Below are 13974 nucleotides of genomic sequence, written 5' to 3' on the forward strand. Positions count from 1 at the left end.
GATGTGCGGCTGAGGAAAATCTTCGTAGGCGTTAGACTGAGCTTGAATACGGGCGATCATGGCGTCCGTTCCAGGGTCAGCAGTCGACTGAGATTATTATCATGCTGCGGAATCTGATTCCTCTCGTTCTTGCCTGCGGCTTCGTATTGGGCGAAGCCGTTCCGTTACAGGCACAATCCGAGGCGGACAGTGCCGAAACGGAGCCTTCGCAGCGTGAGGAACTCACGACCGATTTTATTTCGCGTCGTCTAAAACTCATCGAGGCGTCGTCGCTCGCTGATGACGAGAAGGCGAAGGTTCTCAAAATCTATGAGGATGCCGCCACGCAAATCGAATTGGCCGATCAGCTCACGCGTGATGCCGCCGGCTGGAAAAAGTTGCAGGCCGATGCCCCGACGGAACTCAAACGACTCCAAGAAAAACTTGCACAGCCCGATTCGACAACCGACCTCGAAATACCGTCGACGGCTGGAATCTCGGAGTTGGATCAGTTGTTGTCAACAACTCGGCAAACACTGAACGAAGCCAAGTCGAAACTGGAAGACCTCAAGAAAGATCCGGCCCGCCGGGATGATCGACGAACCGCGGCGGCAGACATCCGTAAGTCGGCCAACGACCGGATCGCGAAACTCGAGGAAGCCCTCCAAACGTCTCCGGCTCCCGGAACGTCTCCCGAGTTGGCCCAGGCAACCGCGATACTTCAACGAGCAACCCAGTTAGCAGAAAAACGGAAGCTCGAAGCACTCGACGCGGAACTTCCCGCCTATCATGCGACGACGGAGTTACTCGATCTCCGGCAGCAACTTGCCGCTCGTGAAGTGGCTGATTTGGAAAGACAAGTCGCGACGCTAAGCGAACTTTTGGATCAAAAACGTCTCGCCGAGGCATTGGAACAAGCCAAGCAAGCGTTAGCAGCAGCAGAGAAAACGCAGCCCCAGTTGCGTCCCATTGCGGAAGAGAATGTTCGGCTGGCGGAAATGCGGATCGGATCGGCAGGTTTGGTTGCCCGCATTCAGCAGGCCGATCAAGAGCTTCAACAATCACGGAAGCGGGTGGACCGGGCTCATGAGATCGAAACAGAGGTCACCGAGAAACTCAAATTGCCCGGTATGGCCGCCTATTCGGGGGACTTGTTGTTACAAGCGAAAAGCCAGATGCCACGGATGAGCGATCTCGAACGTTCAATGGATTTGCGTCGCAGCAACATCGCGGAAGTTCGGTTTCAACTGGCTGATGTTCGCAACCGCAAATCACAACTCGACGACACTTCCGACGAACTGGCTTCGCTTGCTCAGTCTGAAGACACTTCCGAGGCGTTTATCGAGACTGGCAAAGAATTGCTTGCCACTCAACGACAACTCTTGCAGGATTTAGAAGCCGACTACACCGCCTATTTCGATCTTCTGATCGACGTCAATGCCAACGAACAAGAGTTGCACAACTCGACGGAGCGTGTCACCGAACTCGTTGCCGAACATTTGATGTGGGTGCGAGCGCGAGGTGTGTTCGGTTGGCAAAGTCTCCGCAACTCTTTGGATAGTTTCGCTTGGTTTGCTTCACCGAGCAATTGGCGTCGCGTGCTTGCAGATACGTGGGAAGTCATTTGGACTCGCACGTTTTTGTGTTTGTCGTCATTGATCGTCTTTGCTGTGCTAGCGGTTGGGCGGTCACGAATGCAGTCGCGTTTGCGGGAGCTGGGTCAGCAAGCTGCGCGGAGTGTTCTGGTCCCGTTTCGCATCACGTTGCAAGCGTGTTGGTTGACGGTTTTGCTCACATGGTTGTGGCCGAGCTTAGTGTTCGGAATCGGTTGGTGTTTGACTTATTCGCCAACGGCTGCGGAGTTCACACGGGCAGTGGGGGCCGGTTTAATGTTCGCCGGTGTCGTGTATGTGGCCTTGGAACTGACGCGGCGAATCCTCGGCAACAACGGTTTGGCCGAAGCCCATTTTCGTTGGACATTCGCCCGACGATCGATCGCCCGGCGAAATCTCTATTGGCTAACGTTGAGTCTCGTACCGCTAGCGTTCGCCTATGGTCATATTCGATTCGAAGGCGACTTGATCCGAATCGACAGTTTGGGCCGGTTGGTATTTATCGCGGGCATGTTGCTATTGGCTGTCTTCTTGAGACGGGCATTGCAAAAGTTGAATGCCGAGGCTCCACCAGCAGCTACGTTCGAGCGTTCGCTGTTGGTGAGAATCAGCTATGCGTTTGCGGTTGCGTTGCCATTATTCGTGGCTGGTCTCTCGTTCCTGGGTTTCCATTTCACCGCCGTGCAGCTTTCGATGCGAATTTTCGCGACGGCATGTCTTGGCTTGGGAATGCTTGTGCTGCATGGGTTGGCGGCTCGTTGGTTGTGGTTGGTTCGTGGACAGTTAGCACTGCAAGCCGCCCGCAAGAATAAGACGCCGCCAACCGAGCTTGCTCAAACGGAGTACTCGCCTCACAACGATGCCGACAAAACCGTCGACGAACCAATTGACCTTCCGATGGTCAATCGTCAAACCCGCCAGTTGTTGAAAGTCTTTCTCGCGGTGAGTGCGGTAGCGGGAATCTGGCTGATTTGGCTCAACGTTCTACCGGGTTATCGCGATGTGCTGATCCATCCGATTTGGTCCGCGGACGGCCCCTTCTCCGCCGCGAGCATCGGTGATTCCGTTGGCCTGGATGTGGTGACAATTGCCGACTTGTTATTAGCGGTGCTGATCGTCTTGATTGCATTCCAACTGAGCCGGAACATTCCGGGGCTGATCGAAGTTGGATCACTCCGCATGGCGTCGCTCGATGCCGGTGCCCGCTATGCCCTAAGCACGATCATTCGCTACATCTTGCTAGCGATTGCCGTCGGAACCGCCTTTTCGATCGTGGGAATCGGTTGGTCGAAGGTGCAATGGTTGGTGGCGGCTTTGTCCGTCGGACTTGGGTTTGGTCTCCAAGAATTAGTGGCCAACTTCGTTTCTGGCGTGTTACTGCTTTTCGAGCGTCCGGTTCGTGTTGGCGATATTGTGACATTCGATGGCGTCACCGGCACCGTCACTCGCGTGCAAATTCGGGCGACAACCGTCCGAAACTGGGATCAGCAAGACTACCTGATTCCCAACAAAGATCTCATCACCGGCCGCGTGCTGAACTGGACGCTTTCAGGGCAGCTCAACCGCGTGGTCATCAAAGTGGGAGTGGCTCGGAATTCCGATCCGCGACAAGTGCGAGCCATCCTTCTGGAAATCCTCAGCGAACACGAAAAGGTTCTGGAAGAGCCGGGCCCCATGGTCAATTTCGATGGTTTCGGCGAGAGCACTTTAGACTTCGCAGTGATTGCCTACCTCGGAAGTTTCGATGGTCGTGTTGACCTGATCAACGAAATCCGCACGCAAATCCTGGAACGCTTCCGTGAAGAAAACATCGAGATCGCGGTGCCGCAGCGGGATATTCGCGTCCGTCAAATGCCTAGCGAAGATCTTTCTGAAAATCCGAAACTCGCGACTCAACAAGACGACTAGACCGTATTACGACCTGCGATGTGCATTCAAGACGCGAAACCCCATGTGTTCCGTTTTCGCGAGTTCACGGCATGATGCTGCGGCACGATGGACGGCTTAATCGGCAGCGATTCGTAGGCCGAAAGAAGGCTCGGAGTGACCGGGGTTTGCCCACATTGCGAACGGAATCAAGCCGTACAAGCTGCAAGAAACTTGAAAGCTGCCGCCACGCAAGGGGTACATGATGCCATTCGGTTCGGCCAGCCATTCGAAAACATTTCCGACCGCATGGTACAGACCGAACGGGCTCTTCCCGTCTGCCAATGTATCCACTGGCATCGTTCCGCCACGACTGGCTTCGGCACCGTTGCAATGCGTCGCTCGGAATTGATCGCCCCAGGGATACAATCGATTGTCGTTGATCCCGCGAGCGGCTTTTTCCCATTCTGGAATCGTCGGCAGGCGAAATCCGACCCAACGGCAGAACGCGTCGGCATCGTTCCAGGTAATGCCTGCGACGGGGCGACGCGACCAATCGGCATCGCGAGTGCCCCAGTTCGCAGGTGGCGTGCGACCGGTGTCTTCGAGAAACATCTGGTACTGCTCGTTGGTCACGCATGTGCGTGCAATGCGGTATTCGCCAACGGAAAGCGATTGCGGACCGGAACCAACCAATTGTGCTTGACTCACCGCGTTCAACCCGATTTGGGCAGCCAACGGTTGCAGTGCTTGCGCTGAAACTCCCTGCGTGAACGGGCCGGCAGGAATGCGGATCAATTCGCCCGCCAACGCTTCTCGGCAACGTGATCGAAGTGATTGCCCCTGTGAAGGGCTGGAAGATGATCTGGGCTCGGCGACTCGAATTGACGTTGGGGGCGTCGAAATGGGGTTTACCGCCTGTTGTGATGGTCGCGGTGTTGGCGGCTGTCGACCAGCAACCACTCGAAAACCAAACTCGGGATGTTGTAGTGAAGGCTCCGACTTCATCGGCGTCGAGGTAGCCCCATAAACTCGACAAGTGGACGCAAAAGATCCGCCTCGCAATGTCGCCGGTTGACCCGGTTCCTCCGCAATCCACTCCCAAACATTGCCACACGCTTGAAGCAAACCGTACGGGCTGGCACCTTCGACAAAGCGATCGACTTCGACGACGCCATCGGCCTGGTTCTCCGCACATTGACAGCGTGACGGATCGAAATCATTCCCCCACGGATATGCTCGGCCATCGGTGCCTCGGGCGGCCTTCTCCCATTCAAATCGTGTGGGCAAACGATGACCGGCCCACTTGCAAAAAGCTTCGGCATCGAGGCGACTGATGTGGGTCACTGGCTTATTTCGGTCATCTTGCTGGGGCTGTGTCCCCGGCCAATGCGACGGTGGCGACGCACCGGTGGCGTTAACGTATTCGGCGTATTGGGCATTCGTGATCGGACAGCGTGAAATGCGAAACGCATCGGTCTGGACAGTGGTTGGCGGTTGAGAGCTCAGCCAAGTCACCGCTTTCTCGACATTGGAAATCGCCAACCGTGACACCATCTGACGAGCAGAGTCTACGGAACATCCGGCCTGGAAAGTCCCAGCGGGAACAGCGATGAATTCGATCTCAACCGCATTGACCGTCGGTTGACGGTTCGCATCGCTAGACTGCGGCGGGAGATTCTCCGACCGGGGATGACCGGTTCCCTGGCTCGGTGGTTCAGAACTCGACTGCCAACCGACGTCGATTTGCGCGGTCTCTGGAGAATTGACATTCGGTTGGGTATCGCCGCATTGCAGACTGGCGTCGATGAACTTGATCAGGGTCGCGGGGTCTTCGAACCGATCGTCAGCCTTCAAGGCGATCATCTTGTGGACGAGTTCATGCACCCACCCGGTCAAGTCTGGGCAGAATTCCTCCAAGTCTTGCGGACGTCCTTCGTGATGGCGGGCAATGATGGCGTAAATGTGCGAGTCGTTCGGACCTTGAAACGCATGATGTCCGCTCAACAAGTAGAACAATGTCGCTCCCAACGCGTAAATATCAGTGCGGATATCCACGTCGTGGGTGCTCTTAAGTTGTTCGGGCGACATGAACGCGGGCGTGCCCATCACCGCGTCGGTCACGGTGATTGTTTCGTCGAAGATCCGTGCCAAACCCAAATCGAGAATCTTGACGCAATTGTCTTCGGTGAGTTTGATGTTTTCCGGTTTGATATCGCGGTGTACGAGTCCTTTCTCGTGAATATAATTCAATCCCTCAGCAGCTTGACGGATCACCGCAATCGCATCGAGCTCGCTCATGGGACCGTGCTTACGCACGTATTTGTGCAAATCGAATCCGGTCACAAACGGCATCACCATGAATACAGTCTTGCCGTGGACTCCGGCATCATGCGTCGGCACGAGGTTAGGATGTTCCAAAGACGCTCCGACCATCGCCTCGCGAACAAACCGTTCCTTCGCCCCGGGACGTGCAACCACATGAGGCAACATTTTTTTCAGGGCGACTTGTTTCCTCAGAAACGTATGCTCCGCTCGATACACCACCCCCATCCCACCGCGACCGAGTTCCTCGATGAGTTTGTATTCCGCCACGAAGAACGAACGGCGAGTCTTCCCTTTTTGGATGAGTTTGCATTGCCACTTGGTGAGCAGTCCTTCGGCAATCAACGCTTCCGCCAACGCCCGACTTGAAGCCTGCTGGTCTTGCGGGAGTGCTTCGTGAACCCGCTCGACCTCGTCGGATGCAACAAGTCCGCTCGCCGCAATTGCGTTCTTAAATCGCTTTTGCCGTTCTTGTTGACTCATAGTCGAGACTCACGCTCTCAGCGGATCTATTGGATTCGGCTTATTCTAACCGTTTTGAGGGGAGACATAGCAGAAGTTTTCCAGACTTCCCGATGCTGAGCAGGATTAAGAAACTTCATGATCGGATTCTCCCCACGACGATACGAACGGTCTGCGGACGGAATGTTTCCAGTGAGCGAGCGAAGTCATGCAACACGTGAGCAAAATGTAGAGCCCCGCTCCGCCGATGATCCCTGCGACGGTCCGCTCGAAGTGCCATGTCGCTGGGAGAAAGACGTACCCCGCGAGCCAACTTGCGAACATCCACACTAAGCCGATCACTCCCGCACGAACCGTCCACCACTTCGGCAATTCCCGAGACCACGCAGCCATCCCCGCTGCCAAAGGAAGCCCAATCCAAATCCCTAAGCATCGAGCACAGGTCGGCATCGGTTCGCCCAAGTTCGTCCAACAACGGTCAGCAATGCGGTGACAAAGTTGGGCGTAACATCGGTCCATTTCCCCACCGAGACTCGTGTCCTTCCATGTTGGCCAGGCGAAAAGTAGTGCGACGTGAATTCCGCCAATCGCTGCGATGACGATGCGAATCGTGTGTGCTTTGGTGATGTGAGACTGCATGAGAAGGAAGTTACGAATAGTCAAAACTGCGACCGCATTTTCGGCAGACGTACCGATCGGCTCGACTCAAGGGTTTGATCCACGCCATGCCGGCACCGCAGTGAATACAGGTGATATCCGGCGGCAGGAGATGGGCATAACGTCCTCGTGGAGTCGGACGTGAATCGTCGTCGCTGTCGCTGCCGACTCGGGCACGCTGGGATTTCGCGGCCGACGATTTTTTGGACTTTGCCTTCACAGGACTTTTGTCGGCTTCTTGCACCGATGCCGTTTCGTCAGGGGTTGTTCTTCGGGAGACGGCAAGCCACTGGAGTTTTAGCGATCGCTTCTGACCGCCTTCCTGAAACTTGACGGTGTCATTGAAAGTCACTTCTAAAACCCCCGACTGACAAGAAGGGCAAACCATGAAGTTGGTGTCGCCCGCGTCTCCGGCTGGCAAGCAATATGCACCGAGACCGGCTTCCAGGTTTCCTTCCCGAAACGCACGACTAATCGTCTGCAATGCACCGAAACGCAAATTGCGAATTGGTCGGGGTTCCATATATCGGTGACAATGTTCGCAGAATTTTGCTTGTTCGATGAGCTGGTGAACGTGCGTCTTTGCGGACGACACCACGATATACAGAAAGCCGATTTGAAAGAGCCAATGAAGTTGCATCAACCCACGAGCCCAGTTGAATTGTGTGGGCAGGAAATAAACAATCCCGAATGCCGAAGCGCCGCTTACCATCGCGAATCGTCCGGCGAGGTCACGATCGCGACACGAAGCCATCCGTCCAAATTGATGAATGAGTTCTGCGCAAAACACGCCCGCCGCCACCGCCACGGTGACGCCTCCAGCGAGCGCAAATGCAAATGCCACGACGTGACAACAGGCCGGTGCCGATTCCCCGGAGGAAGTGCGTTGATCGACGAGCATCAACGGTGCCCAAACCGTGATCCACGCGCCTAGTATCAACGTGATCGCACCCGCGAGGGTTCCCCAAAACGCGCCGATGGATAGCGAGGACTTGCCGCCTTCGTCGATGCCGCCATTTGGTCGGTAAACCGACTCGACTTTAGGAACTTCTTTCTGGAAGTGCTCAAGGATGATCTGAGTCTGTTGATTAGTGACATCAACCTCAATACTTGCATGTCGCTGATTCACGTTGATGCCGTAGCGATGAGCCAAATGCTTCGCTGCGTCACGCATTTCAGTCTGACTCCACAGTGTCTTGCCGAGCGGAGCAGTCTCGAGATTCGGTTGCGGTTCACGAATTCGAGAGGTCGTGTCGATCTTTTCAGTTGATACCTGGTTTGACTTTCGATTCGGGGTGGCCAGTCTTCGCGAACCGGATAACGACCGTGCACCCCGAAGACGGGCATCATAACGCTCCCTAGCCTTTTCGTCAGCGAGTGTTGTTGCCGCTTCGACGAGCTTCATCTGCAGGGCCTGAAGCATCGGCCGATCTTCTTCGGGTGCGTCTCGTACGAGCATCACAATCCGCCCGAGTTCCCGTAGGATCTGGGTGTTGATTTTCGCACTACTCGGCTCAAAGGACTTTAGAGAAAGCAACTCGTAAAAATTGGGATCCGAGAGCTCCGCCGGCAAACCGAGTCGTGTGTAATCTAGACTTCCGTTAAATGTCGACGAAGTGTGCGAGACAGGTTGTGCCGGTTGACTTGGCGGTATGGGTGTCGGAGCGGGTTTTGATGACGCCGAGGTGGGAGGTGATCTTCTATCGCTACCAGCCAAGCCATAGGTGTTTACTGCATTCGACGGCTTTGCAGCATCCAATGACTTTTTAGGTTCCAACGACTTCTCAGGTTCCGGCGTTTCTTCCTCCAGGGGCTTGAGCGGAATCATTTCCTCTTGCAACTCGGGCTGCGACGGAGTTGGTGTCTCCGGAAGATTCAATTGCTTACGAAGGTGAAGATCGTACTCTTGTTTTGCGGTGGTATCGAGCAGGACATCGCGGGCCTCACCAATTTCGCTCATCAGCCGTTCGGCTTGCTGATAGGACTTCCCCGATTGCCAACGAAGCAGCTTCGAATTCTGATCCGCTGCCGCATCGCGTATCGCCTGCGGATCCTCTTCGAAAAGCGTTAGCTCCAAAAGCTCGTAATGATTCGGCTGCTGTAGCTCGGCAGAAAGACCAAGCAATTTTTGGTAAGGATTGTCGCCGGTTGTTTCAGCCATTGGTCAATCGTTCTGAGTGTCTGAGTGGTATCCTTGAGTGTTTGTCCTTCGATGCGGTATCGCAGCCATCGCAGTTCGTTATTGAATTCCACCTCCACCGCCGCCCTCGCCGCTAGACATGATCGGCATGTCTTCCTCGAACGGCTCCCAACCAACTTCGATGTTCTGATTCCAGGCTTGTTCGCGGATGGCTCGAAAAGCTTCAAACCCACTTGGGCGGACGAGGAGCATCAGGAAGTGTTTGCGGGAATCGATATCGTTGAGAAAGCGTTTGGCAGCCCATGAGTCGGCCATTTCGCCGGACCCGTGTCGCTCGAGCACAACGGTCGTTTTGCCGGTGGCCTTGGTCAATGCCGTCGACTTGACGAGGTCGAGTTTGTAGTAGTCTTCGTCCAATCCGTCAGTCGTCGTCACCCGTGCGACACGACCCCGGAAACAATCCACCACCGAGCCTTTCTTCGAAGTCTTTTGATAATAGGGAATCCGAAAATCGACCGGCGTGGCATTCTTACGGGCTTCGATCTGAGCTTGCCGAGCTTGGTTCGCGAGCGACTGTGCTTCGCGAGTTTCCGTTTGAACTTGTTGTTCCAATTCGGCCGTCTGTTGCTGAGCTTCTTTGGCTTGTTGGCGGGACTCTTCGATTTCCCGTTGCAACTCGGCCAGTAACTCACGCTGGTTGGCGGCGGCTTCTTCGGGAGACGCCGGTGTTCGCTTCAACTCTTCCGAGAGAGCGGACAATTCCCGTTGAAGTTCTTGTCGCTTGGCTTTCGCGTCCTTGACTTTCTCTGACCACTCCAATAGCGGAGCGATCGATCGGTTGTGCAACACGATTAACCAATACAGCAGGCAAATCAGAATCGCCGCCAGCACAGTCAGCAAAAGAACAATCAATCGCAGATTCTTCGCCGACGAACGTTTGGCTTCGGAATCGGCTTCGCGTTTGGATAGCTCCTGTTCAATCAACTCCCGCGTCGCTTGGGTGTCTTTGAGTTCTTGTCGAAGGGGAGCAAGTTTCGCTAATAGTTCCGGTCGGCGGTTCTCCGCGGCTTCGGCTTCTTCGGCTAATTGGGTGGATTCCTCTGCGTTATTGGCAAGTTCTTCCCGACCTGCGGACAACGTCTCTTCCAACTTGCGGTTCTCGGATTCCAATTCTTGACGACGGGCAATCAAGGTTTCGCGATTCAAGGTTTCGTTGCGAAGTTCCTTAAGTTCGGCGGTCCGAAGCGTAACGTCCGCCTGCATCGAACGCACCTCTTGCGAGAGTGCGGCCAACTGTGGACTGAGATCGGCTTGATTCTTCAAGTCGTCCCAGCGACTGTCGGTGAGTGCTTCCGCGAACTTCTGCTGTTGGGTTTCCGCCTCGGCCAATTCGCGTTCATAGTTACGCAATTGTTCTTCAGCGGTGGCCAATTGCTTTTGAGCCGCGTCCAACCGTTGTTGCTGTCGCGAATGTTCTTCCGTGAGCTTCGCAACCGTTTGCTCGAGCGTGGTGACAGTTTGCTCGAGCGTTGCAACTTCCTGTCGAAGCAACTGCAACTCGGCTTGCAGGTCTTTGACTTCCGGATCGGTCGCGACGTCCCCCAAACCCGTGACGATGAAGAGCACGAGAATAAACGTCAACGCGCCTACGGTGCAGGCGAGAATGTCGAGAAAGGAGAAATTGAAAATGTCGGCCTGTCGGCGAACAGTTCGTGCCATGAATCGATAAAACTTGAGGGGTTTGAAACTACAGTCGAACGACAACGGAACTAATCAAACAAGAACTCCCAGTCTGAATCAGCGGGTTCCCACCCGACGCCGGCTTTAACTTCCATCGCCGCACTACGGGCTTTCTCGAAGTTGCTGTAACCGTCTGGTCGAATCCAAAGCACAAGACAACGGTCTTTCTTGGCCTTGGCGATTTCTCGGATCAACTTTCCGTACTCGGAACGCGAGGTCGAGATTTGACTTTCGCCGACCCGCTGTCGACCGGGGTGAATCAACAAACCATCGCTACGACACTCGACATGAGTCGGCCGTCGTGTGGTTCCGCCCGGTCCATCAATTGCCCGCGGAACAACCTGTCCATGACCATGCCGCGCTCGATCAGCTTGCTGCCGAGATGTGCTTTTCTGCTGGCGAACATCTTGCAACCGTTGCCGAAGTTCGGCCGCTTCCGCTTGAGCCTCCTTAGCTGCTTTCGCGGCGTCTTCGGCTTCGGCTTTCACACGGGAGATGTCTTCCGCCCCGCTTTGCACTTGAGAAGAACTCGCGATGCGATTCTTGCGTTCTTGAAGTTCCGCCTGGCGTTTTTCGATTTCAGTTAACAATTCTTGAACTTGATTCGCAGTCGATTGGTGCACGGCTTGCAAGTCTTCCACCGAACCCCGCGGTCGATCGTGACGTTTGCGAAGCCACCATAGAAACATCCCCAGGACTGCGACCCAAGCCACGACAAGCATCAACCAAGGCGGTCGCGCCAGTTCCATGTCGGCCGCTTGTTTGATCAACAATGCATTGGCCGCTTCGGCCTCGGAGATCGCTTGTTTGTTCTCGGCGATCTTGGTCGGCAACTCCTTCAGTTCGGATTCTAACCCCGCGATTTCGTCGATGATCTCGCGTCGCCGCGAGTTCTCAGCCTGTCGGCCTTGCAGTAGACCTTCGACTTCGGCAACGGCTTGCTGCAATTCCCGGTTCTTGTCGCGTGCTTCGACGGCCAACCGGTACTCTTCAGAATTCGCGATCTTCTGTGACGCGAGCTCATCGATTTCCATTTTGATCGCAGCGAGTTGGGTACTCATCTCCTGACGCTGCTGATCGAACTCGACGATCTCACGAAGTTGAGCCACACGGCGACTTGCTTCGTTCACCTTCTTTGCCAGTCGATCGGCCTCGGCGCTCACCCGGATGACGTCTTGCTCGGCCTGTGTCGCCTGTTCGGACAATGAGGCAATGGATTCGTTCAGGCTCGACTGCTCGGTTTGCAGCCGATCTTGTGTAGCGATCAAGACCGCCTTGCGTTCACGGAGTTCCTCAATTTCCTCGATGGCTTGCTGAACGACTTTGTCCCGCGAGAACGAACCACGAACCGTGACGAGTAGGATCGTCAAAATGAACGCCAATGCCCCGACCGTGCAGGCGAGAATATCGAGAAAGGAGAAATTGAAGATTTCGGGATCTTCCCGAGCGGCCCGTCGACCCATGATTTTCTACTGACTAGTGAGGCATTTGTCGGTCGTCACTGGAAAACAACAATTTGGCAACTTAGGAATCGACAGCTTTATGAGAATCGATGATTCGCAGTTCTCGTGGTTTCTGGAGTTCTTGAATCGCCGGAACCAAAGCATCAAGGGCGGTTTGAATGCGGGTCATGACTTCTTCGAACGGAGCGAGTGTGGCTAGGTTTTCGAGAGACTTCGACAACGAAGCCAACGCTCGTCGAGTTTCTTGAAGTTCGATCACTTGTTCTTGCATCGCCGAACGCATCGCGGCCAAGTCACCGTTAGACTCCGCGGATGTCGAATCCTGCGAAGGCATACCGATTGTGGCCGCAGTATCGGTGGCGACTGCACGAATCTCCGAGGGTAATTCATCGACTTCGTCGCCAGGCGATTCCGATGGTCGGAAGTCGTTGGTGGACTCCAACGTGTCTGCAAGCTTCTTCAAACCCCGTTCGAGGCGTTGGGCCAGTTCGGTGAGTTTCATCCCCTGCTGTCCGGTCAACTCGTGTAGCATGCTTTGGAGAACTTCTTCGGACTGCTCACGGTTTTGGTTCATTCCCGCTTGGAGTTGCTGCATCAATTCCGCCTGCTGATGCTGTACTTCGCGAAGTGCCGACTCGATCACGTCGGCCATCCGTTTCAAAGCGTCTTCCTGGGCTTCTGAAAACGCTTCGTTGAGTTCAGCGACGAGTTTGTCGTCGCCAATCGACAATTTGTTGAGCAGATGCTCGACACAATAGTCTTCGACACGTGTGTGAAGATCGTCTTCTTTGGTGCGAACCCATGTCGAGAAAAACATGATGGCGATGCTGAGTACCAACGCGAGCAATGTGGTCTCAAATGCTACCGCGAGGCCACCGGTGACGGGACCTAAACCTTCTTTGATCGCCTCGACTTCCTGAGCCTGTTGCACCAACGCACCGAAGTTTCCAATGGCCACGCTGATGCCCAGAACCGTCCCGATGAAACCAATCACGGGAATCGCCCAGATAAAGACTTTGACCGCTGCATAAGTCGACTCGGAAGCGGCAAGGTCGATCTCGGCTTGATACTCCAACAGTCCGGCAGTCTCCGCCGTGTTGCCGGAGGCGCGGAGGCTTTTCAAGGCACGTCCGATGCGAGTGACCAGCAACAACCGCTGATCTTCACTGGGCATGCGATTGATTTCACGCAGCGTCGCTTGCACATCGCGGATGCCGACGAGTTGATATTGATCCTGCGGCAACAGATCAAAGCTGAAGGCAGTTTCCTCTCGCCGGATGTGACGGAGTTTAAATAGCAGAATGAAGAGTGCCCAAAAGAAGAGTAGCACCGTCGCGAAGGGAACAATCGGATCACGCCAAAAGAACAGATACAAAGCGCTTGTGGGACTCAGCAGCTTCAGCAATCCGAAGATCAGGACCGACGTCAACGCAGCGCCGGCTCCGCTCCGGAGAATATTGACCGACGTGCCTCGACGGACGGGCGTTGTCGTTGAACCACCGGACCCCCCATCGTTACCGGCGTCGTCATCTGGGGGATCGGTCATCGAAATCTCGAAGGAGTCCGCCAGGGCATCGGAACTATCATCGAATGAGTCGGTCGAGTCCATCAAAAATTACTCCGAGCCGATTAGCGTGAATGTCAGTGAAGATTGTCACGAAACTAGTATTGAGTTTCTGCGATCGCAGTTGTGATAAATCGTGCCAGTTATCGAAAGATTTTCTTGAGT

Annotated in this window: 7 protein-coding genes; 1 reads left to right on the top strand and 6 read right to left on the bottom strand. The window is 54.8% G+C overall.

Annotated elements, in window-relative coordinates; genetic code table 11:
• Positions 1 to 101: 101 nt before the first annotated feature.
• Positions 102 to 3500 (top strand): mechanosensitive ion channel domain-containing protein, encoded by a 3399-nt coding sequence (locus AC5DDB_RS16270; protein ID WP_491740797.1) that lies wholly within the window; start codon positions 102 to 104, stop codon positions 3498 to 3500.
• 96 nt (positions 3501 to 3596) lie between these two features.
• Here AC5DDB_RS16270 and AC5DDB_RS16275 read toward each other — a convergent pair whose 3' ends face one another.
• From AC5DDB_RS16275 to AC5DDB_RS16300, 6 genes are all read right to left on the bottom strand, one after another.
• Positions 3597 to 6266 (bottom strand): bifunctional serine/threonine-protein kinase/formylglycine-generating enzyme family protein, encoded by a 2670-nt coding sequence (locus tag AC5DDB_RS16275; protein ID WP_491740798.1) that lies wholly within the window; start codon positions 6264 to 6266, stop codon positions 3597 to 3599.
• A 105-nt stretch (positions 6267 to 6371) separates the two neighbouring features.
• Complete coding sequence (locus AC5DDB_RS16280) at positions 6372 to 6884, bottom strand: DUF2085 domain-containing protein (RefSeq protein ID WP_491740799.1); 513 nt, start codon at positions 6882 to 6884, stop codon at positions 6372 to 6374.
• A 10-nt stretch (positions 6885 to 6894) separates the two neighbouring features.
• Positions 6895 to 9063: a hypothetical protein gene (locus tag AC5DDB_RS16285; protein WP_491740800.1), complete on the bottom strand. Its 2169-nt coding sequence runs from the start codon at positions 9061 to 9063 to the stop codon at positions 6895 to 6897.
• A gap of 78 nt (positions 9064 to 9141) precedes the next feature.
• Positions 9142 to 10761 carry a coiled-coil domain-containing protein gene (locus AC5DDB_RS16290; RefSeq protein ID WP_491740801.1) on the bottom strand — a complete coding sequence of 540 codons (1620 nt, stop codon included), beginning with the start codon at positions 10759 to 10761 and terminating at the stop codon, positions 9142 to 9144.
• 50 nt (positions 10762 to 10811) lie between these two features.
• On the bottom strand, positions 10812 to 12245 hold the full coding sequence (locus AC5DDB_RS16295) for a hypothetical protein (protein WP_491740802.1): 1434 nt from the start codon (positions 12243 to 12245) through the stop codon (positions 10812 to 10814).
• 61 nt (positions 12246 to 12306) lie between these two features.
• Positions 12307 to 13854, bottom strand: coding sequence for a MotA/TolQ/ExbB proton channel family protein (locus AC5DDB_RS16300; RefSeq protein ID WP_491740803.1), 1548 nt, complete (start codon positions 13852 to 13854; stop codon positions 12307 to 12309).
• Positions 13855 to 13974 lie beyond the last annotated feature (120 nt).

The organism is Thalassoroseus sp. (genome assembly GCF_984380535.1).

Bases quoted from the DNA above. Each gene is read 5' to 3' on its own strand.
- AC5DDB_RS16270 (WP_491740797.1), top strand. From the start codon at position 102: ATGCTGCGGAATCTGATTCCTCTCGTTCTTGCCTGCGGCTTCGTATTG.
- AC5DDB_RS16275 (WP_491740798.1), bottom strand. From the start codon at position 6,266: ATGAGTCAACAAGAACGGCAAAAGCGATTTAAGAACGCAATTGCGGCG.
- AC5DDB_RS16280 (WP_491740799.1), bottom strand. From the start codon at position 6,884: ATGCAGTCTCACATCACCAAAGCACACACGATTCGCATCGTCATCGCA.
- AC5DDB_RS16285 (WP_491740800.1), bottom strand. From the start codon at position 9,063: ATGGCTGAAACAACCGGCGACAATCCTTACCAAAAATTGCTTGGTCTT.
- AC5DDB_RS16290 (WP_491740801.1), bottom strand. From the start codon at position 10,761: ATGGCACGAACTGTTCGCCGACAGGCCGACATTTTCAATTTCTCCTTT.
- AC5DDB_RS16295 (WP_491740802.1), bottom strand. From the start codon at position 12,245: ATGGGTCGACGGGCCGCTCGGGAAGATCCCGAAATCTTCAATTTCTCC.
- AC5DDB_RS16300 (WP_491740803.1), bottom strand. From the start codon at position 13,854: ATGGACTCGACCGACTCATTCGATGATAGTTCCGATGCCCTGGCGGAC.